A 22,241-nucleotide genomic window follows, 5' to 3' on the forward strand; every position below is an offset into this window, starting at 1 on the left:
GCTTCGCAGCCCAACGCGGGGCAAGCCCGCTCGCCACAACAAACCCTGCTACAGCTGAAACCGCCCCCCACCCTGCCCCAGCGCCGTGGCCAACGCATCAAACCCCGCCCGCAGCAACTGATCATCCCCCGACGTATTGCAGATGCTCGCCCGAATAAATTGCGGCACGGCCGTCTGGCCCACGGCAAACGCTTCGGCGGTGGCGATCAGGTAATTATTCTGCTTGAGCTCCGCCTCGATTTCCGACGCCCGCCACGGCTCCGGTACTTCAATCCAGAAATGTGGGCTGTTGAGGTGGGTGCGGTACTCCAGGCCAATCAGTAGGTCACGGACCAGGGCCTTGCGCCGGCTGATTTCATTGATCTGCTGACGCAGCAGGTACTCCGCCGTGCCGTTTTCGATCCACTGGGTAGCAAGCTCCAAGGTGACGGGCGTAGCCATCCAGCAAGTCGAACGCAGCGCCGCCGAAATACGGCTGACCAACGCCGGCGGCGCATGTACATAGCCCACACGCAAGCCGGCCGACACGGCTTTGCTGAGGCTACTGATCAAAATCGTACGCTCGGGGGCGAAATGGCTGAGGGGCGGCGGTCGGTCCTCGACCAGTACACCGTGGGCCTCGTCCTCAAGAATCAGCAGGTTGTGCTCGCGACACACTTTGACCAAGGCTTCGCGGTGCGCCACCGAAAGTACCGCCGTGGTCGGATTCTGGATCGTCGGTGTGCAGTACAGCGCTGAAACCCGGTGATTTCGACAGACTTCGTCCAGCGCGCTCGGCAGAACGCCCTCTTCGTCCATCTCCAGGCCGATCAACCGAATCCCCAGCATCCGCGCGGCGGTAATCAGGCCGGGGTACGTCAGTTGCTCGGTGACCACCGTGTCGCCGGCCCGCAACAGCGCCATCATCGAGCACAGCAAGCCGTGCTGGCCGCCATTGACGCAGATGACCTGCTCGGGGATCGGATGAAAATCACGCTGCACCAGCCATTGCGCGCCCGCTTCACGGTAGCGCGGCAGGCCGGCGTCCGGGGTGTAGGCGCTGATGTCCTGGAGGAATTTGGCGTTGGTCGACAGGGTCTGGAAGCTCTGGGCCAGGAACACGGTTTCCTGTCCGGGGATGTGCATATTGCGGCTCATGTCGAAGTACTGGCGCGGCTCTTCGCTGAAGTTGCGAAAACCTTCATCGCGCTGGCGCTCCATCCCACGTTTGCGTACGAACGTGCCGTCACCGACTCGCGCCACCACCAGCCCAAGGCGTTCCAGTTCACCGTAGGCCCGGCTGATGGTGCCGATGGTCACGCCCAGATTGTCGGAAAGCACCCGATGGGGCGGCAGTTTTCGTCCTGGCTCAATCAAGCCTTCGAGGATGCCCCGTTCCATGACATCGGACAGCCGCTTGTACTTCACGCCCTGACCGTTGGACAACCCCTCACGCATAATTGACACCATGTCAATATTTGTTTTGACAGCCATCTTTCGCCCTAATAGTGTGCTTTTACGGGTTCAATCGCCGGATTTTACAACTCATTACAAGCTCAATATAGAGTTCAATTTCGGCTCAGGGAAGCAATAAACGATGCCAATGTCCGCCGTTCTCGAAAACACCACCAAGACAAAAAACCAAAAACAGTGGCTGGCCGGGCTGATCACCAGCGTGATGTTCCTGATCGTGTGCCTGAGTTGGGGCACCACGTGGCTGGGGATCAAGATTGCCGTGGAGAGCGTGCCACCATTGACGTCCGCCGGCCTGCGCTTCCTGATCGCCTTCCCGCTGTTCCTGTGTTTTGCCATGGTGCGCCGCGAGCCCATCCTGTTTCCCCGTGAGAGCCGCTGGTTCTTCGTGTTCGTGACCCTGTCCTACTTCAGCGTGCCCTACTACCTGCTCAACTACGGCGAGATGCATGTCTCGTCCGGCCTGACCGCGCTGCTGTTCAGTTGCATGCCGGTGTTCATCCTGATTTTCTCCGCGCTGTTCCTGCGCGAGCGCATCTACTTTTCCCAGGTGGTCGGCATCGGCATCGGTTTCGGCAGCCTCTACATGATCATCAAGAGCCAGGGCCTGCACCTGGACCACGCGGAGTTCTTCGGCGTATTGGCGATTCTGACCGCAGCGATCATGCATGCCTTGTGCTACGTGATTACCAAGCAGAAAGGCAGCGCCATCAGCGTGATCACCTACAACACCCTGCCCATCGGCATTGCCGGGCTGATGCTGTTCGTCGCCGGGCTGTGGTTTGAAACACCGACCTTCGAAACCATCACCCTGCGCTCCTGGGGTGCGCTGCTCTACCTGGGCCTGGTGGCTTCGGTAGGCGGGTTCATCGTGTACTTCATGCTGCTCAAGCGCTTGAGCCCGATCATCCTGTCGTTCGTGTTCATCATCTTCCCGGTGTTCGCGGTGATCATTGGCGCCTGGTACGAAGGCGTGTCGATTTCCCGCGACCTGATGCTGTACTCGGCCATCCTGCTGGCCGGTTTTGCGATTACCAAGTTGCCGGTTGAAAAACTGCTGGCCAAGAAAAATTGACCCTTGCCCTGCCCCATCAACTTCAGCCACGCGAGAGAAACATGGACGTCCTCCGCCCCAAAGCCCTGGAACAGATCTACGCCCACGCCAGCCGCAGCTACCCCGAGGAATGCTGTGGTTTTGTCTTCGCCGACGGCAGCGTGTACCTGGGCAGCAATATCCAGAATGAACTGCACCACAAGAACCCCGAGATGTACCCGCGCAGCGCGGCCAACGGCTACACCTTCTCGGTGGCCGACACACTGCTGATGAACAAGGCGTTGCGCAGCGACAACCCGGTGGTGGTGATCTACCACTCGCACCCGGATGTGGGTGCCTATTTCAGCGATGAGGACCAGGACAAGGCGCTGTTCATGGGCGAGCCGATCTACCCCGTCAGCTACCTGGTGGTCGACGTTCGCCAGGGCCAGCCCCTGGGTTCCAAGCTGTTTGCCTGGGATGGCAAGCATTTCGCCCTTCAACCTTTCAACGACCTGCACACGGAGTTGTCCATGAACGCTGTCTCTTTCCCCGACATTCTGGTTCGCGTGGCCAAGCTGCCGGAATCGACCCTCGAGGGCACCGGATCGACATTGCGCGAACTCATTGAAAACCTCTGCAGCAGTCACCCCCAGTTGCGCCCGCACCTGTTTCACGAGAAGAACAACCAGCTCAAGGAGCACTTCCTGTTTACCGCCGAGGAAGAGCTGGTTGGCGCGGATGACCCTCTGCCCGAGAAAGCCAGAATCGAGGTGCTGCTGGCTACGTCCGGCGGCATGGATGTCGACGCGCTGAGCAACGAAGAAGTACAACGCTACGTGCGCCACATCACCCTGCCCGGCGTGGGTCGCGAAGGTCAGTTGAACCTCAAGAAAGCCAAGGTGCTGATCATCGGCACTGGTGGCCTGGGTTCGCCGATCAGCCTGTATCTGGCGGCTGCCGGGGTCGGCACCCTGGGGCTGGTGGACTTCGATGTGGTGGAAAGCAGCAACCTGCAACGCCAGATCGTCCACGGCAACAGCACCCTCGGCATGCCCAAGGTAGAGTCCGCCAAGCAGCGCCTGCAAGACCTCAACCGCCATATCCAGATCAACGCCCACGACACCGCCCTGAACGCCGACAACGCCCTGGAGTTGGTGGGCGCCTACGACCTGGTGATCGACGGCACCGACAACTTCGATACACGCTACCTGGTCAACGACGCTTGCGTGCAACTGGGCAAGCCCCTGGTGTACGGCGCGATCTACCGCTTCGACGGGCAGATCAGCGTGCTCAACTACAAAGGCGGGCCGTGCTACCGCTGCCTGTTCCCCAGCGCGCCGCCCGCAGAACTTGCGCCTAATTGCAGCGCCGGTGGCGTGATCGGTGTGCTGCCGGGTGTGGTCGGGATGATCCAGGCCACCGAGGCGATCAAACTATTGATCGGCATTGGTGAACCGTTATCCGGCCGTCTGATGCGCTTCGATGCGCTGGCGATGAAGTTCAGCGAGATCCGTTTCAAGCGCCGCGCCGATTGCCCATGCTGCTCCGAGGCGCGCCACAGCGAAACCCTGGCACCGACCGCCTGCGCGGATGCCGTGCCGAGCCAACCGTCGCTGGCCGAAGAACGCTACATCAAGCCGCGCGTACTCAAGCAAGTACTCGAACACCCCAGCAGCGCCGATGTGCTGCTGGATGTGCGCGACGCCAGCGAACTGGAAGTGTGCAAATTGCCGGGCGTGGTGCATATCCCCCTTGCCGAACTGGACGGCCACCTCCACAGCCTCAGCCGGGACAATACCCATTACCTGATCTGCTACGCCGGCACCCGCGCGGAGCAAGCCGCCAGTACCTTGCTAGCGGCAGGTTTCGCCAACACCAAAGTCCTGCAGGGCGGCATGAAACATTGGGTTCGTGACGTCGAACCCGACATGCCGTTGTATTGAGCCGGGGGCTGAACGATGTTGCATAACTCCATCCTCGACGTGATCGGCCAAACGCCGATCGTGCGTCTAGCGCAGTTCTCCGAAGATCTCGGCATCGAGGTCTACGCCAAGCTCGAATCGCTCAACCCAGGCGGAAGCCACAAGGCGCGCATCGCCCTGGGCATGATCCTCGACGCCGAGCGCCGAGGCGTGCTGATCCGTGATTCCGGGCAGACCATCATCGAACCCAGCGGCGGCAACACCGGCATCGGCTTGGTGATGGCGGGCAATGTATTGGGCTACAAAGTGGTGCTGGTGATCCCCGACAACTACAGCCCGGAAAAACAGAAGCTGCTGCGTTTATATGGGGCCAAGGTGGTGCTGTCGGACAGTCGTCTGGGCAACAACTCCCATGGCGAGAAATGCATGGAATTGCAGCTGGAAAACCCCAGCTACGTGATGCTCAACCAACAGCGCAACGGCGCCAACCCACAGACCCATCGCGACACCACCGCACCGGAAATCCTGCGTGCCTTCGGTGAGCTGCGCGCCGACTACTTTGTCAGCGGCATCGGCACCGGGGGGCATATCACTGGCATCGGTGAAACCCTGAAAGCCGCCTGGCCGCAGTTGCGCGTCATGGGCGTGGAACCGGAAGAGTGCGACCTGCTGAAAAACCAGCACGCACCGCATCACATCCAAGGCCTGTCGATCGGTTTGATCCCGAGCATTCTCAACCTGGACGTGATCGACGGCATGCTCAAGGTCTCGCGCCAGGACTGCATCGACATGATGAAACGCATCATGCGCACCGACGCGATCAGCCTGGGCCTGTCGTCCGCCGCCAACATGGTGGCGATCGCCAAGCTCGCCCCCGAACTGCCGCCCGAAACGGTGGTGCTGACCATGGTCTACGACAATGCCGACAGCTACCTGCCCAGTTTCGAATAAACGGGTTTCCAGCCAACCAGAATGCAGGGGTGCCTCCATGGGCGGTTTTATCGACATGCAACAGTTGCACGATGAGTTGATCACTCACCTCATCAAAACCCTTACGCCCCTACAGATGAAGCAGCTGGAACCGCATCTGGCGCCCCTGATCCAGAATGCTGCCCAGGCAGTAGCCGAAGACCTGATCGCCTACGCCTACCGTGATCCGGCCTCACGCGGGCGCGGCGAGTTGATCCTGGAGTCCTACGCCTCGTTCAAGGCAGTTCTGTATTACCGCCTGGCGCACCTGGTGTGGAATTTCCCCGACCAGACCAACGGCGTGTTTTCACGTATTGCCCTCAAGCTGAGCAATCAAGGCAAGGTGCTTTCCGGTGCCGAGATTCACCCGGCGGCGCGCATCGGCCGACGCTTCGTACTGGACCATGGCTACGGCACGGTGATCGGCGAAACCTGCGAAATTGGCAACGACTGTTACATCCTCTGCGGCGTGACCCTGGGCGCCCGAGGCATCGCCAACAACCCCGACGGCAAGCGCCATCCGCGCCTGGGCAACAACGTCGAGGTCGGCTCCGGGGCCCGCGTGCTGGGTTACGTGCTGATTGGCGACAACGTGTTTATCAGCCCGTCCTGCGTGATCACCCAGGACGTCCCCGCCGGCACCAAAGTGAAGGTGGTGAACCAGATCCAGCTGCAAAAAAACGATGAATCGGACCACAGCAACTACCTCGGTGCCTTCGCCCTTGATGAGCGATTGCACGTGGTGGGCGAAATCAACGCCAGCCATAAGGTGACCGTACTGGACGCCGACTTCCACCCCTTGCCGAGTTTGATGCTGGAGCCCACGGTCAAGGAGCGCCACCACCTGCAATTTCGCCTGCACCGTATCGAGTCGGGCAGCCCATTGCCGCGCTTGCCGCTGAACCTGAAAGTCTGCGGGCCGGAATTCGAAATCACCCTGCTCTCCCCCCCTGGCCTGAGTGCAATGGTGCGCTCCCTGCTGCAAGCCAGCCCACTGATCGTCGGAGGTTGAACATGTCCGTGCACACCATGGAAACCCTGGCGCTGTTCGACAGCGCGCCCTACCAGAACGCTTTCAGCGCCCGGGTGATTGCCGTCAGCGAACACGGCATCGCCCTGGAGCACACGCTGTTTTATCCCACCGGTGGCGGACAACCGGGAGACACGGGGCACCTCACACTGGCAGACGGAACGCGGGTCGAAGTGACCGGCACCGTGCGCGACCCGGTGCTGCGCTCAATCATCTGGCACCAGGTGGAACACTGCCCCGCGCAACTGACCGCCGGGGTACAGGTGGATGCCGGCCTCGATTGGGACCGGCGCTACCAGCACATGAAAATGCACACCTGCCTGCACCTGCTGTGCTCGATCATCGACGCACCGGTCACCGGATGCAGCATCAGTGCGGACAAAGGTCGCCTGGATTTCGACCTGCCGGAAATGACCCTCGATAAAGACAGCATCACCCGCGACCTCAATGCGCTGATCGAACAGGCTCACGCGGTGAAAACCCTGTCGATGCCAGCTTCCGAATATTCGACTTTGCTACAGATCACCCGTACACAGGCAGTGGCTCCGCCGGTCATTCAAGGCTCGGTAAGGGTGATTGAAATCGCCGGCATCGATATCCAGCCATGTGGGGGTACCCATGTGATCAACACCGAGGAAATCGGCCGGGTGTTTTGCGAGAAGATCGAGAAGAAGAGCAAGCATAACCGCAGGGTGATTTTGCGGTTCGAATGAAGCTGTAAACAGGTCGCGATCAATATGGGGCTGGCGCGGCCTTTTCCATATTGACCCGACTGTCACCTGTGACGTTACGCCGCCTGGCTTTGAACTCGGGCACTCAGCTGTTCTATTTGCTGCTTGAGTTGTGAGATGACCTGTGTGAACTGAGCCATCATTTGATCCAGACGAGTGCGTAGTTGCTCATTGTCGCGTATGAGATCGTCAATTGTGCGGGCCTCGGACGAAGTCGTCTCATTTTCCTGGGTGGGCGGCGTGGCTTCACGGGTATCGGGCGCCATTGCAACCGCAGAGTCCGAAGGCATGCTGGCGCTAGCGTCCGGGTCTGAGGTCTCGGACGCAGCCTGATTTGATGGGGTACCTGTCCCGCCCACCTTTTCACTCAACGCCTGTATTTGCTCTTGAAGCTGGGTGACGACTGCGGTGAACTGGGTTTGCAGTCGATCAACTGTCACACGCAGTTGGTTGTTTTCGGCAGTCAACTGCTGAAGGCTATGAGGCGCGCTCTGCCCTGACATCGGCGTATTTTCTGCTGGAGCATTCGATTCAGGCGACGCGCTGCTCTTGGAATCACCACTAACACCTGAAGTCGACGGGGAGTCGTCTTGTGCAGGCTCCCTGGTCTTGTTGAGTTGTTGGGTAAGGTCAGTCACTTGCTGTCGAAGTTGCATGATTATCGGCCTGAACTGAGCAACCATCTGGTTAAGCTTGTCACGGAGTTGATTGTTTTCCTGAGAAAGCTGTGCAAGCCGACCGGGGTCGGCTTGTGGCGTGGATGCCGGCGAGTTGACCAGCCTGTGATGTGACGAAAGTTGCCCGCGCTGCTCGGCAGTCATCGGCTGGCGCGATGCAGCTGAATTTGATTGGGTGTTGGAAGGTTCGCGTGCTTCGGCACTGTCTTCGTACCGAATGGGCGTCGGCTTTGGGGACATTTCATAGCTGGCGTTAGGGGGCGCGTACTGTCGGGTGCTTACGCTGGTCATAGAGTGCCTCTCAGATTCAGGTGTTAATTGCTTGCCAGACAACCTGATAAAACAGGCCATCTGGCTACCTGATTGGCAATTATCCGAAACCGGTTCCGCAAATGTAGGACACATGGATAGCAAAGTGTGTCGGCGTCATCCGTCGAAACCGGTATTTCAGATCACCCACGCATCCACAAACCGATTGACCGGTGTGGCTTCAAGCCGTGCCTGATCCTTGCACAGCGCAAAAATCTCGGCACTGCGCAGCGCGGTAAATCGCGTCGCCAGATTGGCCTTGAACTTGTCTTCCAGCAACGGAATGCCCTCCACCCGACGCCGACGATGGCCAATCGGGTACTCCACCGCCACTTGCTCGGTGCTGCTGCCATCCTTGAAGAACACCTGCACGGCATTGGCGATTGAGCGCTTGTCGGCCTCCAGGTATTCGCGGCTGTAGCGCGGGTCTTCGACGATGACCATTTTGTCGCGCAACTGATCGATGATCGGGTGGGCGGCGTGGAATTCATCCTCGTACTGCTCGGCCACCAGGTTGCCGAATGCCAACGGCACGGCGGTCATGTATTGCAGGCAGTGATCGCGGTCAGCGGCGTTGGCCAGTTGCCCGACTTTGGAAATGATGCGGATCGCCGACTCATGGGTGGTGATCACGATGCGCTCGATTTCCTGCAGGCGATCTTTCACCAGCGGATGCAGCGTCACCGCGGCCTCGCAGGCGGTTTGCGCGTGGAATTCGGCGGGGAAGCTGATCTTGAACAGCACGTTTTCCATCACATAGGTGCCGTAGGGTTGAGACAGGCTGAACGCGCGCTTGTCCTCCGGCTTGAGGGCCAGGTCCTTGTTGGTGTGGCTGAACAGCACGTCGTAGAAACCCCATTGCGGCGCGCTCAAGACACCCGGAATACCCATCTCGCCACGCAAGGCGATATCCGCCAGGCGCACGCCTCGGCTCGACGCGTCCCCCGCCGCCCAGGACTTGCGCGAACCGGCATTCGGCGCATGCCGGTAGGTGCGCAATGCCTGCCCATCGACAAACGCATGGGACAGCGCCGCCAGCAACTGCTCACGGTTGGCACCCATCAGCTTGGCGGTGACCGCTGTGGAGGCGACTTTCACCAGCAGCACGTGATCGAGGCCCACCCGGTTGAAGGAGTTTTCCAGGGCAATCACGCCCTGGATTTCGTGGGCCATGATCATCGCTTCCAGCACTGCACGCATGGTCAACGGCGCGTCGCCATTGGCCACGCGTTTCTGCGACAGGTGATCGGCCACGGCGAGGATGCCGCCGAGATTGTCCGAGGGGTGACCCCATTCGGCAGCGAGCCAGGTGTCGTTGTAGTCAAGCCAACGCACGATGCAACCGATGTCCCACGCGGCCTTGACCGGGTCCAAACGAAACGACGTGCCCGGCACCCGCGCGCCAAATGGCACCACCGTGCCCTCGACAATCGGCCCCAGGTGCTTGGTGCACTCGGGGAAACGCAGGGCCAGCAGGCCACAGCCCAAGGTGTCCATCAGGCAGTTGCGGGCGGTGTCCAGTGCATCCCGAGAGTCGATCCGGTAGTTGAGGACATAGTCAGCAATGTCCTGCAGGACCTGATCGTAGTCCGGGCGGTTGTTCTGGTCGACGTTGGCGCTCATGGCAGTACTCCAAAAAGGGGTTGGGGTCAGTCCTCGGGCTCACGGTTGTAGGGGGCAGATCTTGACTGTCTGCCTTTAAAAGGAATCACCTGGCACGCGGACGAAACCTTCCATCAGCACTCGCGCGCTGCGGCTCATGATGGCTTTCTTCACCACCCATTCGCCGTTTACCTGGGTGGCTTCTGCACCCACACGCAAGGTGCCGGACGGGTGCCCGAAGCGCACCGCATTGCGTTCAATACCACCCGCCGCCAGGTTGACCAAAGTCCCGGAAATCGCCGCCGCCGTGCCAATCGCCACCGCCGCCGTGCCCATCATCGCGTGGTGCAACTTACCCATGGACAGCGCGCGCACCAGCAGGTCGACATCACCGGCCTTGATCGCTTTGCCACTCGACGCCACGTAGTCCGCAGGCTTGGCCACAAACGCCACCTTCGGCGTGTGCTGACGCTGGGCGGCTTCGTCCAGGTGCTTGATCAGGCCCATGCGCAACGCGCCATAAGCTCGCACCGTCTCGAACATCGCCAGGGCTTTCGGGTCGCTATTGATCGCAGCTTGCAGCTCGGTGCCGGTGTAGCCGAGGTCTTCGGCGTTGATGAAGATGGTCGGGATGCCGGCGTTGATCAGCGTGGCCTTGAAGGTACCGACGCCGGGCACTTCCAGGTCGTCGACCAGGTTGCCGGTGGGGAACATCGAACCACCGCCGCCCTCTTCTTCCGCCGCCGGGTCCATGAACTCCAACTGCACTTCGGCGGCTGGGAAGGTCACGCCGTCCAGTTCGAAATCACCGGTTTCCTGTACCGCACCGTCGGTGATGGGCACGTGGGCGATGATGGTCTTGCCGATATTGGCCTGCCACACCCGCACCACAGCCACGCCGTTGTGCGGGACGCGGGCCGGGTCGACCAGGCCGGCGCTGATGGCAAAGGAACCGACCGCCGCCGACAGGTTGCCGCAGTTGCCACTCCAGTCCACGAACGGCTTGTCGATGGAGACCTGGCCAAACAGGTAGTCCACGTCATGCTCGGCGCGGGTACTTTTGGCCAGGATCACCGTCTTGCTGGTGCTGGAGGTCGCGCCACCCATGCCATCGATCTGTTTGTCGTAAGGGTCGGGACTGCCGATCACCCGTAACAGCAAGGCGTCGCGTGCGGCGCCCGGCACCTGCGCCGAAAGGGGCAGGTCCTTGAGGCTGAAAAACACGCCCTTGCTGGTGCCGCCACGCATGTAGGTGGCGGGGATCTTGATTTGCGCTACATGTGCCATGGTGCCCCCTCAGGCTGTCGCCGCCGATTCCAGGAAGTCCTGGGCAAAGCGTTGCAACACGCCGCCCGCCTCGTAGATCGACACTTCTTCGGCGGTGTCGAGGCGGCAGGTCACCGGCACCTCGACACGTTCGCCATTCTTGCGGTTGATCACCAGCGTCAACTGCGCCCGCGGAGTACGCGCGCCGACCACATCATAGGTCTCGCTGCCATCGATCTTCAGGGTGTTGCGGTCGGTGCCCGGCAGAAACTCCAGCGGCAACACGCCCATGCCCACCAGGTTGGTGCGGTGGATGCGCTCGAAACCTTCGGCCGCAATCGCCTCCACACCGGCCAGGCGCACGCCTTTGGCCGCCCAGTCGCGGGACGAGCCTTGGCCGTAGTCGGCACCGGCAATAATGATCAGCGGCTGCTTGCGCTCCATGTAGGTCTCGATAGCTTCCCACATGCGCGTGACCTGGCCTTCAGGCTCGATGCGCGCCAGGGAACCCTGCTTGACTTTGCCGTTTTCAACCACCATTTCGTTGAACAGTTTCGGGTTCGCGAAGGTCGCGCGCTGCGCCGTCAAATGGTCGCCGCGATGCGTCGCGTAAGAGTTGAAATCGACTTCAGGCAAGCCCATTTTCGCCAGGTATTCGCCGGCGGCACTGTCGAGCATGATTGCGTTGGACGGCGACAGGTGGTCGGTGGTGATGTTGTCCGGCAGCACCGCCAGCGGGCGCATGCCCTTGAGCGGTCGCGCCCCGGCCAGCGCGCCTTCCCAGTAAGGTGGGCGGCGGATGTAAGTGCTTTGTGGGCGCCAGTCATACAGCGGCGCGACTTTCGGGCCGGTGTCTTCGTGGATGGCGAACATCGGGATATACACTGCGCGGAACTGCTCCGGCTTGACCGAGGCCTTGACCACCGCGTCGATCTCTTCGTCGCTCGGCCAGATGTCCTGCAGGCGGATTTCCTTGCCGTTGGCGTCCAGGCCAAGCACGTCCTTTTCGATATCAAAACGGATGGTGCCAGCAATCGCGTAGGCCACTACCAGCGGCGGCGATGCCAGGAACGCTTGCTTGGCATACGGGTGGATGCGCCCGTCGAAGTTGCGGTTACCCGACAGCACTGCGGTGGCGTACAGGTCGCGCTCGATGATTTCCTGCTGGATCACTGGGTCGAGCGCGCCGGACATGCCGTTGCAAGTGGTGCAGGCAAACGCGACCACGCCAAAGCCGAGTTTTTCCAGCTCATGGCCCAGGCCCGCTTCCTCCAGGTACATGGCCACGGTTTTCGAACCGGGTGCCAGGGAGGATTTGACCCAAGGTTTACGCGTCAGCCCCAGTTTGTTGGCATTGCGTGCCAGCAGGCCTGCGGCAATCACGTTGCGTGGGTTACTGGTGTTGGTGCAACTGGTGATGGCCGCGATAATCACCGCGCCGTCGGGCATTTGCCCCGGCACTTCGTCCCACTGGCCGGAGATGCCCTTGGACGCCAGGTCGCTGGTGGCAACGCGGGCATGCGGGTTGCTCGGGCCGGCCATGTTGCGCACGACGCTGGACAGGTCGAAGGTAAGGCCGCGCTCGTATTGCGCGCCATTGAGGTCATCTGCCCACAGGCCGGTGTGGCGAGCATATTGCTCCACCAGGGTGACTTGTTCGTCTTCGCGGCCGGTGAGTTTCAGGTAAGCGATAGTTTGCTGGTCGATATAGAACATCGCCGCCGTGGCGCCGTATTCCGGGGCCATGTTGGAGATCGTCGCGCGGTCGCCCAGGGTCAGTGCCGAAGCCCCTTCGCCGAAGAACTCCAGCCAGGCGCCGACCACTTTCTGCTTACGCAGGAACTCGGTCAGCGCCAGCACCATGTCGGTGGCGGTGATGCCCGGCAGCAGTTTGCCCGTCAGCTCCACGCCAACGCTTTCCGGCAGGCGCATCCACGAGGCACGGCCGAGCATTACGCTCTCTGCCTCAAGGCCACCGACGCCGATGGCGATCACGCCCAGGGCATCCACGTGTGGGGTGTGACTGTCGGTGCCGACGCAGGTGTCCGGGAACGCCACGCCATCGCGCACCTGGATCACCGGGGACATTTTCTCCAGATTGATCTGGTGCATGATGCCGTTGCCGGGCGGTATCACGTCGACGTTCTTGAAAGCCTTTTTGGTCCACTCGATAAAGTGGAAACGGTCTTCATTGCGACGGTCTTCGATGGCACGGTTTTTCTCGAACGCGTCCGGGTCGAAACCACCGGCTTCGACGGCCAGGGAGTGGTCGACGATCAGTTGGGTCGGCACCACCGGGTTGACCTGGGCCGGGTCGCCGCCTTGCTGGGCGATGGCATCGCGCAGGCCGGCGAGGTCTACCAGTGCGGTCTGGCCGAGAATGTCATGGCACACAACACGCGCCGGGAACCATGGAAAGTCGAGGTCGCGTTTGCGTTCGATCAGTTGGCTCAGGGACGCGTTGAGGGTGGCCGGGTCGCAGCGACGCACCAGGTTTTCGGCGAGCACGCGGGAGGTGTAAGGCAAGGTGGCGTAGGCGCCGGGGGTGATTGCCTCGACGGCCGCGCGGGCGTCGAAGTAGTCCAGGCGGCTGCCGGGGAGCGGTTTGCGAAATTCAGTGTTCATCGTCAGGACTCGGTCACGGTGGTTGCAAAAGGAGCCCACGGATCCTGGGAGAGAATGCGATCAAAAGGTGGGAGCGGGCTTGCTCGCGAAGGCGGTTTAACAGTCGCCATGTGTGTTGAATGACACACCGCTTTCGCGAGCAAGCCCGCTCCCACATTTTTGATCCGGTTTCACCCCGGGTTCAGCGGTTTCTCCATTCAGCGACGTTCGATTGGCACGAACTTGCGCTGTTCTACGCCGGTGTATTCGGCGCTTGGACGGATGATGCGGTTGTTGGCGCGCTGCTCGAACACATGCGCGGCCCAGCCAGTCAGGCGCGAGCACACGAAGATCGGCGTGAACAGCTTGGTCGGGATGCCCATGAAGTGGTACGCCGAGGCATGGTAGAAGTCGGCGTTGGGGAACAGTTTCTTCTGCTCCCACATGGTCTTGTCGATGGCTTCGGAGACCGGGAACAGCACCTTGTCGCCTACTTCGTCAGCGAGTTTTTTCGACCAGCCCTTGATCACCTCATTACGCGGGTCGCTGTCTTTGTAGATCGCGTGGCCGAAGCCCATGATCTTGTCTTTGCGCGCCAGCATGCCGAGGGTGCCTTCGACTGCTTCTTCAGCGGACGAGAAGCGCTCGATCATTTCCATCGCTGCTTCGTTGGCACCGCCATGCAGCGGGCCACGCAGGGAGCCGATGGCGGCGGTGACGCAGGAATACAGGTCGGACAGGGTCGAGGCACACACCCGGGCGGTGAAGGTCGAGGCGTTGAATTCGTGCTCGGCGTAGAGGATCAACGAAACGTTCATGACCTTGACGTGCAACTCGCTCGGCTTCTTACCGTGCAGCAGGTGCAGGAAGTGGCCGCCGATGGAAGGCTCGTCGGTCACGCAATCGATGCGCTTGCCGTCATGGCTGAAGCGATACCAATAGCACATGATCGCCGGGAAGGCGGCGAGCAGCCGATCGGTGACGTCGCGCTGCACGCTGAAGTCTTGCTCGGGCTCGATATTGCCCAGGAACGAGCAACCGGTGCGCATCACGTCCATCGGGTGGGCGTCGGCGGGGATGCGTTCCAGCACTTCTTTCAGCGCTTGCGGCAGGTCGCGCAGCTTGCTCAGCTTGGCGCTGTAGGCGGCTAGCTCTGTCTTGGTCGGCAATTCGCCGTACAGCAGCAGGTAGGCGACTTCTTCAAACTGCGCATCGGCGGCCAGTTCGCGCACGTCATAGCCGCGATAGGTCAGGCCGGCGCCCGCTTGGCCCACGGTGGACAATGCGGTCTGCCCGGCCACCTGGCCACGCAGGCCGGCACCACTCAGTACTTTTGCTTCAGCCATGTCGGTTCTCCAATCTTGAATTTATTAGGGAGGCTGTTCTTTACTTCTTGGCTGCGAACAGCGCGTCGAGCTTCTGCTCGAAGGTGTGGTAGTCGATGCGATCGTAAAGCTCCATGCGGGTCTGCATGGTGTCGATGACGTTTTGCTGGGTGCCGTCGCGGCGGATCGCGGTGTAGACGTTTTCGGCGGCCTTGTTCATGGCGCGGAAGGCCGAAAGCGGGTACAGCACGATGGAAACATCGGCAGATTTCAACTGTTCGGTGGTGTACAGCGGCGTGGCGCCAAACTCAGTGATGTTGGCCAGGATCGGGGCCTTCACCTTTGACGCAAAGAGCTTGTACATCTCAAGTTCGGTGATGGCTTCCGGGAACACCATGTCGGCGCCAGCTTCGATGCAAGCGGCGGCACGCTCCAGGGCCGACTCCAGACCTTCCACCGCCAGGGCGTCGGTACGCGCCATGATCACGAAGCTGTCATCGGTGCGCGCATCCACGGCGGCCTTGATGCGGTCGACCATTTCCTGCTGGGACACGATTTCCTTGTTCGGGCGGTGACCGCAGCGCTTGGCGCCGACCTGGTCTTCGATATGGATCGCGGCCGCGCCGAACTTGATCATCGACTTGACGGTACGCGCCACGTTGAACGCCGAGGAGCCGAAACCGGTGTCCACATCCACCAGCAGCGGCAGGTCGCAGACGTCAGTGATGCGGCGCACGTCAGTCAGCACGTCATCCAGGCCAGTAATCCCCAGGTCCGGCACGCCGAGGGAACCGGCAGCCACACCGCCACCCGACAGGTAGATCGCCTTGAAACCGGCGCGCTTGGCCAGCAGCGCGTGGTTGGCGTTGATCGCACCGACCACCTGCAAAGGATGCTCGCTGGCGACCGCGTCACGGAAACGCTGGCCGGGAGTCGTCTTGTTATTGGAACTCATCATTCACCTCGTGATTGGGCAGTGCCGTCCGGGAAGTGACGGGCAATGTTGCGTTTGGATGCGCCGATATGCCGGCGCATCAACAGTTCGGCCAGTTCACCGTCGCGATCGGCAATCGCGTCAAGGATGCGGTGGTGCTCGGCAAAGGCCTGGCGTGGACGATTGGGGGTGGCGGAGAACTGGATGCGGTACATGCGCACCAATTGGTACAGCTCGCCGCAGAGCATTTGGGTCAGGGTGCGGTTGCCGGCGCCTTGAATGATCCGGTAATGAAAATCGAAGTCGCCCTCTTGCTGGTAGTAACCCAGGCCGGCCTGGAAGGCTTCATCGCGCTCATGGGTATGCAGCACCTGGCGCAGCTCTTCGATTTCCGCATCGGTCATGCGCTCGGCGGCCAGGCGACAGGCCATGCCTTCGAGGGATTCGCGGATTTCATAGAGCTCGATCAGCTCGGCATGGCTTAACGAAACCACCCGCGCACCGACATGCGGCACGCGCACCAGCAGGCGCTGGCCTTCGAGCCGATGGATCGCCTCGCGCAGCGGGCCACGGCTGATGCCATAGGTGCGCGCCAGTTCCGGCTCGGAGATCTTGCTGCCGGGGGCAATCTCGCCCTTGACGATGGCGGCCTGGATACGCCGGAAGACATTCTCGGACATGGTCTGGGAATCGTCTTGCGCCACCACTGGGGATTCCAGCTGCTCCAGCATATTGTCGACACCTTTAAAAGCAATGTCGCAAAAACTAGCCAATCAGCCCTGGATAGTCAAAGAATAAATCCATATTGTCGACAATCGTCTAATAACCGCCGATGCACCCTTGCAGGGCATGGCCGCCTGCCAGCGCTGGCGCCAAAAAAGCATCATGTTAGAATGCCCGCCACTTTTGCCTGACATCGCGAGATGAAACGGCGCACGAGGGAGCTTGCGCAGTAATGCCAGTCGCCTTGAATTGAACATCGCACTGCACCGCCTCGGGATTTATGAGACTCAAGCCCTTCCTTCTATTGATTTGCCTCCTGGCTGCACCGGGCCTTGGCGTCGCCGCCGAGAAGACCGTGTACGGCCTCAACGAATACGCCCAGTTGGCCGGGATCGACCTGGAAGTCGCCGCCAAACTGGACACCGGTGCCAAGACCGCCTCCCTCAGTGCCCGTGATATCAAGCGCTTCAAGCGCAACGGCGAATCCTGGGTGCGCTTCTACCTGGCCATCGACACCGCCCATTCCCACCCCATCGAACGCCCTCTGGCCCGCGTCAGCAAGATCAAGCGCCGCGCCGGTGACTACGACCCCGATGAGGACAAGAACTACACCGCCCGTCCGGTGATTGCCCTGGATATCTGCATGGGCACCGCTTTACGCAGCATCGAAGTGAACTTGACTGACCGCAGCGCATTCCAATACCCGCTGCTGATCGGCTCCGAAGCGTTGAAACGCTTTGATGCGCTGGTCGACCCCAGTCTTAAATACGCAGCAGGCAAACCCGCCTGCGCCGCCGACGCTCATACCGCCGAGTAAACCGAATGCGCTCTCTGACCCTGCACCTGAAAATCCTGATCGCCATCCTGGTGGTGTTGGGTATTTCGGTCACCGCCTACCAGATCTTCGTGCTGGGGATCCCCATCACCGAGGACGCCACCGACGACTTGTGGAACATCGACGCCAAGGTCGAGTTCGTCGCCAACCCGAAAGACCCGGTGAAGATCCAGATGTTCGTGCCACCCTTGAGCCGCGACTTCGTCAGCCTCAACGAGAGCTTTATCTCGAACAACTACGGCGTGAGCGTCAACCGCACCGATGGCAACCGCAAGGTGACCTGGTCGGCACGCCGCGCCAAGGGCAACCAGACCCTGTACTACCGCCTGGTCCTCACCAAGCGTTACAGCGGTGAAAAGGTCAAGGTCAAGGGCCCGACCTTCCGCGACAGCATTGCCGTGGAAGGCCCGGAGAAAATTGCTGCCGAAGCCTTGCTGGCGCCGATCCGCCAGCACTCGGCCGACGTCGAGACCTTTATCAGCGAAGCCATCAAGCGCACCAACAACCTCAATGACGACAATGTGAAGCTGCTGCTGGCGGGCGACCCCTCCATCCCGCACAAGGCCAAGATCGTCGAGTTGCTGCTGTCCATCGCCCACGTACCGGTGGAAAAGGTCCACACCATCCGACTGGTCGCCGACCAGCCGCAAACCCCGGAACTCTGGCTGCGCAGCTTCAATGGCAATGACTGGTTGTACTTCAACCCGGAAACCGGCGAACAGGGCCTGCCCACCGACCGCCTGCTGTGGTGGACCGGTGATGAAAACCTGATCACCGTCGATGGCGGCAAGAAGGCCATGGTGACCTTCAGCCTGAACAACAGCGAAATGAACGCCATCCGCCTGGCCAAGCTGACCGACGAGAACACCGACGCCAACTTCCTCGAATACTCGCTGTACGGCCTGCCGCTGCAAACCCAGCAGACCTTCATGATCATGGTGATGATCCCGATTGGCGTGCTGGTGATTCTGATCCTGCGCAACCTGATCGGTCTGCAGACCCTGGGCACGTTCACGCCGGTGCTGATCGCCCTGGCGTTCCGTGAAACGCAGTTGGGCTTCGGGATTGTGCTGTTTACGATTATCACGGCGCTGGGGCTGTCCCTCAGGTCGTACCTGGAACACCTGAAGTTGCAGATGCTGCCGAGGCTATCGGTGGTGCTGACGTTCGTGGTGGTGCTGATCGCGGCCATCAGCCTGTTCAGCCATAAACTGGGGCTGGAGCGCGGGCTGTCGGTGGCGCTGTTCCCGATGGTGATCCTGACCATGACCATCGAACGCCTGTCGATCACCTGGGAAGAACGCGGCGCCAACCACGCGCTGAAAGTCGCGATTGGTACGCTGTTCGCCGCGTCCTTGGCCCACATCATCATGAGCGTACCGGAGCTGATCTACTTCGTGTTCACCTTCCCGGCGATCCTGCTGATCCTGGTGGGCTTCATGCTGGCCATGGGTCGTTATCGCGGCTACCGCCTGACCGAGCTGGTGCGTTTCAAGGCTTTCCTCAAGAAGGCTGACCAGTAATGTTCGGCTTCTGGAAGACCTGGAAAGCCCTGGAAGCGCGGGGGATCATGGGCATCAACCGGCGTAATGCCGACTACGTGCTCAAGTACAACAAGCGCAGCCTGTACCCGATCGTGGATGACAAGATCATCACCAAGGAGCGCGCCCTCGCCGCCGGTATTCATGTGCCGGAGATGTACGGGGTGATTTCCACCGAAAAGGAAATCGACAAGCTCGACGACATCATCGGCGGGCGCAGCGATTTCGTGATCAAACCGGCCCAGGGCGCCGGCGGCGATGGCATCCTGGTGGTGGCGGACCGTTTTGAAGGGCGCTATCGCACGGTGTCCGGCAAGATCATCAGCCATGAAGAAATTGAGCATCAGATCTCCAGCATCCTCACCGGCCTGTACTCGCTCGGCGGCCACCGCGACCGCGCGCTGATCGAGTACCGCGTGGTGCCTGACCAGATCTTCAAGAGCATCAGCTATGAAGGCGTGCCGGACATCCGCATCATTGTGCTGATGGGCTACCCGGTAATGGCCATGCTGCGCTTGCCAACGCGTCAGTCGGGCGGCAAGGCCAACCTGCACCAGGGCGCCATCGGCGTGGGCGTGGACCTTGCTACTGGCCTGACTTTGCGCGGCACCTGGCTGAACAACATCATCACCAAACACCCCGATACCACCAACGCGGTGGATGGCGTGCAACTGCCCAACTGGGACGGTTTCATGAAGCTCGCGGCGGGTTGCTATGAGCTGTGTGGATTGGGCTATATCGGCGTGGACATGGTGCTGGACCAGGAGAAAGGCCCGCTGATTCTTGAGTTGAATGCGCGGCCAGGGCTGAATATTCAGATTGCCAACGACTGCGGTTTGACCCTGCGTACGCATGCGGTGGAGGCACGGCTGGAAGAGCTGAAAGCCGCCGGTGTGACGGAAACGCCGGAGGAGCGGGTGAAGTTCGTGCAGGAAATGTTTGGGCATATTCCGCCTGTGGAAGGCTGAAGATCGCATCGCCGGTAAGCCGGCTCCTACAGTGGAATGCGGTACAATTGCCGCCTCTCTATGCCCATAGCTGATTCACCTCGCATGCCGACCTGCTCTGTATACCCACTGCCTTACGAGGCCAACCCCGCTGCGTATTTTGCGGCGATTCGCCATGCACCGGGTGCGGTGCTGCTGGATAGCGGGCGACCGGCAGCCGAGCGCGGGCGTTATGACCTGCTCAGCGCCTGGCCGCAGGCGACGTTGACGGTATCGCCGGACGAAAGCGGCAATGACTTCCTGCAACGTCTTCGGGAAAACCTGACGCATCTGGGCGAAGCGGACCTGCCTGCGGGTTATAAGCTGCCGTTCGCCGGTGGTTTGATCGGCTACCTGAGCTATGACTTTGGTCGGCACCTGGAACAGATGCCGCACCTTGCCGCAAATGACCTGCACCTGCCGGATGCACGGTTCGGGCTATATGCCTGGGCGTTGATCAGTGATCATCAGGCGCAGACCAGCCAGCTTGTGTTTCATCCGGCACTGGCCGAGAGCGAGCAGCAACGCTTGATCACTCTGTTCGGCCAGCCAATTGCCGACAACTCCGCGACCTTCAAGCTGAGTGGCCCCATGGCCCCAGACCTCACCGCCGAAGCCTACCGCCAGGCCATCGTGCGCATCCAGGACTACATCCAGGCCGGCGACTGCTATCAGGTCAACTTTGCCCAGCGCTTCCGTGCGTCGTGCGCAGGCGATCCCTGGGTTGCCTACTGCGCCCTGCGCGAAGCCTGCCCGACGCCATTCTCGGGCTTCCAGAGCCTGCCGGACGACGGCGCGGTGCTGAGCCTGTCGCCCGAGCGTTTTGTGCATATCAGCAAGCGCCGCGTCGAAACCCGGCCGATCAAAGGCACCCGCCCGCGCGGCCTGACGCCCGAAGACGATGCCGCCAACGCCGCCGAACTGCTGGCCAGCCCCAAGGATCGCGCCGAAAACCTGATGATCGTCGACCTGCTGCGCAACGACCTCGGCCGCACCTGCCGCACCGGCTCGGTGAGCGTGCCGGAGCTGTTCAGCCTGGAGAGCTACCCCAACGTGCACCACCTGGTGAGCAGCGTCATCGGCGAATTGGCCGATGGCAAAGACGCCCTCGACCTGATCGCCGGCAGCTTCCCCGGCGGCTCCATCACCGGCGCACCGAAGATCCGCGCGATGCAGATCATCGACGAACTGGAGCCGACGCGACGCGGGTTGTACTGCGGGTCGCTGGTGTATCTGGACGTGCGGGGCGAGATGGACAGCTCCATCGCCATTCGCAGTTTGCTGGTCAAGGATGGGCAGGTGTGCTGCTGGGGCGGCGGCGGGATTGTGGCGGACTCGCAATGGGAGGCGGAGTATCAGGAGTCGCTGACCAAGGTGCGGGTGTTGTTACAAACTCTGGAAAACCTGTAGTCCCCAGGCTACTCCTGGCTCTGCAACATAGGACCAGGCAGCGAGAAAGATCCTGATTCAGAACGCGTGTGGACGATGAGTGAACTGGAAGATAGCGTCCAGCTCCGACCGTCCACCCGCCGTTTGTGAGGGATCACATGAAGCGTCTGCTTACTCGTCAGAATTTGTTTCCGAGATTGCATCTCAACCCAACCACACCTATCATCTCCCAAATTGGGAGGCTGCAGCGATGCGGATAATCGCGCTCTCTACCTTAAGAATATTCTGGGAAAGCCTCTCAGCTTATTCCGACGCCAAAACACCCTTGGTCGAACTGTATCGCCATATGGAAAAGGCGAATTACCCGACGCCGCAAGCGCTTAAAGCAGAGCTTAGAACAGCAAGCATTCTTAAAAGTGGCAGGGTTGTCTTCAACGTGGGCGGCAACAAGTATCGAGTGATCATGGCGATCGACTATCAGCGACAGCTTGGGTTTATACGTTTCGTGGGGACTCATGCCCAGTACGATCAGATCAACGCGGAGACCGTGTGATGAACATCAAACCTATACATTCCCATGAGGATCTAACCGCTGCGCTTGCGCGCGTGGAGCAGATATGGGAAGCGGAGATCGGCTCACCCGAGGGTGACGAGCTGGAAATCCTCGCCATTCTCATCGAGAAATACGAGGCCGAGCATTTTCCAATGCCTCCTTCAGATCCAGTGGAGGCAATCAAATTCCGCATGGAACAACTGGGCATGACCGCCCGCGATCTGGAACCGTTTATCGGCACCAGTGGGCGGGTGTCAGAGGTGTTGAACCATAAGCGCAAGTTGAGCTTGTCGATGATCAAGCGGCTGCATGAAGGCTTGCGTATTCCTTATGAGCGTTTGCTGGCAGGCGTTTGAT

Annotated in this window: 19 protein-coding genes; 11 read left to right on the forward strand and 8 right to left on the reverse strand. The window is 60.7% G+C overall.

Annotation, left to right across the window (positions count from 1 at the left end; translation table 11 throughout):
- Nucleotides 1-48 precede the first annotated feature (48 nt).
- On the reverse strand, nt 49-1,473 hold the full coding sequence (locus CI807_RS29320; protein WP_095017244.1) for a PLP-dependent aminotransferase family protein: 1,425 nt from the start codon (nt 1,471-1,473) through the stop codon (nt 49-51).
- A 160-nt stretch (nt 1,474-1,633) separates the two neighbouring features.
- Here CI807_RS29320 and CI807_RS29325 point away from each other — a divergent pair, with 160 nt between their 5' ends.
- From CI807_RS29325 to CI807_RS29345, 5 genes are read left to right on the forward strand one after another with little or no spacing between them, the layout of a single operon-like run.
- Nucleotides 1,634-2,527, forward strand: a complete 894-nt coding sequence (locus CI807_RS29325) for a DMT family transporter (protein WP_177409649.1) — start codon at nt 1,634-1,636, stop codon at nt 2,525-2,527.
- A gap of 41 nt (nt 2,528-2,568) precedes the next feature.
- Nucleotides 2,569-4,431, forward strand: coding sequence for a molybdopterin-synthase adenylyltransferase MoeB (gene moeB, locus CI807_RS29330; protein ID WP_095017246.1), 1,863 nt, complete (start codon nt 2,569-2,571; stop codon nt 4,429-4,431).
- A gap of 15 nt (nt 4,432-4,446) precedes the next feature.
- Nucleotides 4,447-5,361 carry a PLP-dependent cysteine synthase family protein gene (locus CI807_RS29335; protein ID WP_025999978.1) on the forward strand — a complete coding sequence of 305 codons (915 nt, stop codon included), beginning with the start codon at nt 4,447-4,449 and terminating at the stop codon, nt 5,359-5,361.
- 37 nt (nt 5,362-5,398) lie between these two features.
- Nucleotides 5,399-6,391, forward strand: a complete 993-nt coding sequence (locus CI807_RS29340) for a serine O-acetyltransferase (protein WP_016979255.1) — start codon at nt 5,399-5,401, stop codon at nt 6,389-6,391.
- A 2-nt stretch (nt 6,392-6,393) separates the two neighbouring features.
- On the forward strand, nt 6,394-7,122 hold the full coding sequence (locus tag CI807_RS29345; protein WP_095017247.1) for an alanyl-tRNA editing protein: 729 nt from the start codon (nt 6,394-6,396) through the stop codon (nt 7,120-7,122).
- Nucleotides 7,123-7,196: 74 nt separating this feature from the next.
- Here CI807_RS29345 and CI807_RS29350 read toward each other — a convergent pair whose 3' ends face one another.
- From CI807_RS29350 to CI807_RS29380, 7 genes are all read right to left on the reverse strand, one after another.
- Nucleotides 7,197-8,108, reverse strand: coding sequence for a hypothetical protein (locus CI807_RS29350; protein WP_157742089.1), 912 nt, complete (start codon nt 8,106-8,108; stop codon nt 7,197-7,199).
- Nucleotides 8,109-8,264: 156 nt separating this feature from the next.
- Nucleotides 8,265-9,749, reverse strand: coding sequence for a 2-methylcitrate dehydratase (gene prpD / locus CI807_RS29355; RefSeq protein WP_095017249.1), 1,485 nt, complete (start codon nt 9,747-9,749; stop codon nt 8,265-8,267).
- Between the two features lie 75 nt (nt 9,750-9,824).
- Nucleotides 9,825-11,015 carry a 2-methylaconitate cis-trans isomerase PrpF gene (prpF, locus tag CI807_RS29360; protein ID WP_095017250.1) on the reverse strand — a complete coding sequence of 397 codons (1,191 nt, stop codon included), beginning with the start codon at nt 11,013-11,015 and terminating at the stop codon, nt 9,825-9,827.
- Nucleotides 11,016-11,024: 9 nt separating this feature from the next.
- Nucleotides 11,025-13,619, reverse strand: a complete 2,595-nt coding sequence (acnD, locus tag CI807_RS29365; RefSeq protein ID WP_095017251.1) for a Fe/S-dependent 2-methylisocitrate dehydratase AcnD — start codon at nt 13,617-13,619, stop codon at nt 11,025-11,027.
- 197 nt (nt 13,620-13,816) lie between these two features.
- Complete coding sequence (gene prpC / locus CI807_RS29370) at nt 13,817-14,944, reverse strand: 2-methylcitrate synthase (protein WP_095017252.1); 1,128 nt, start codon at nt 14,942-14,944, stop codon at nt 13,817-13,819.
- Between the two features lie 40 nt (nt 14,945-14,984).
- Complete coding sequence (prpB, locus tag CI807_RS29375; RefSeq protein ID WP_028617524.1) at nt 14,985-15,878, reverse strand: methylisocitrate lyase; 894 nt, start codon at nt 15,876-15,878, stop codon at nt 14,985-14,987.
- On the reverse strand, nt 15,878-16,588 hold the full coding sequence (locus CI807_RS29380; RefSeq protein WP_095017253.1) for a GntR family transcriptional regulator: 711 nt from the start codon (nt 16,586-16,588) through the stop codon (nt 15,878-15,880). The genes prpB and CI807_RS29380 overlap by 1 nt, the downstream gene beginning before the upstream one ends.
- Nucleotides 16,589-16,860: 272 nt before the next feature.
- Here CI807_RS29380 and CI807_RS29385 point away from each other — a divergent pair, with 272 nt between their 5' ends.
- From CI807_RS29385 to CI807_RS29410, 6 genes are all read left to right on the forward strand, one after another.
- Nucleotides 16,861-17,397, forward strand: coding sequence for an ATP-dependent zinc protease (locus tag CI807_RS29385; protein WP_028617525.1), 537 nt, complete (start codon nt 16,861-16,863; stop codon nt 17,395-17,397).
- A 5-nt stretch (nt 17,398-17,402) separates the two neighbouring features.
- Entirely contained in the window at nt 17,403-18,938 is a 1,536-nt protein-coding gene (locus tag CI807_RS29390; protein ID WP_095017254.1) for an inactive transglutaminase family protein, read from the forward strand.
- Nucleotides 18,938-19,924: an alpha-L-glutamate ligase-like protein gene (locus tag CI807_RS29395; RefSeq protein WP_016979244.1), complete on the forward strand. Its 987-nt coding sequence runs from the start codon at nt 18,938-18,940 to the stop codon at nt 19,922-19,924. The genes CI807_RS29390 and CI807_RS29395 overlap by 1 nt, the downstream gene beginning before the upstream one ends.
- 84 nt (nt 19,925-20,008) lie before the next feature.
- Nucleotides 20,009-21,352, forward strand: coding sequence for an aminodeoxychorismate synthase component I (gene pabB / locus CI807_RS29400; RefSeq protein ID WP_095017255.1), 1,344 nt, complete (start codon nt 20,009-20,011; stop codon nt 21,350-21,352).
- 229 nt (nt 21,353-21,581) lie between these two features.
- On the forward strand, nt 21,582-21,884 hold the full coding sequence (locus tag CI807_RS29405) for a type II toxin-antitoxin system HigB family toxin (RefSeq protein WP_095017256.1): 303 nt from the start codon (nt 21,582-21,584) through the stop codon (nt 21,882-21,884).
- Nucleotides 21,884-22,240 carry a type II toxin-antitoxin system HigA family antitoxin gene (locus tag CI807_RS29410; protein ID WP_095017257.1) on the forward strand — a complete coding sequence of 119 codons (357 nt, stop codon included), beginning with the start codon at nt 21,884-21,886 and terminating at the stop codon, nt 22,238-22,240. The genes CI807_RS29405 and CI807_RS29410 overlap by 1 nt, the downstream gene beginning before the upstream one ends.
- Nucleotide 22,241: the final 1 nt, after the last annotated feature.

Source organism: Pseudomonas sp. NS1(2017), from assembly GCF_002269425.1.
Taxonomy (GTDB): domain Bacteria; phylum Pseudomonadota; class Gammaproteobacteria; order Pseudomonadales; family Pseudomonadaceae; genus Aquipseudomonas; species Aquipseudomonas reactans.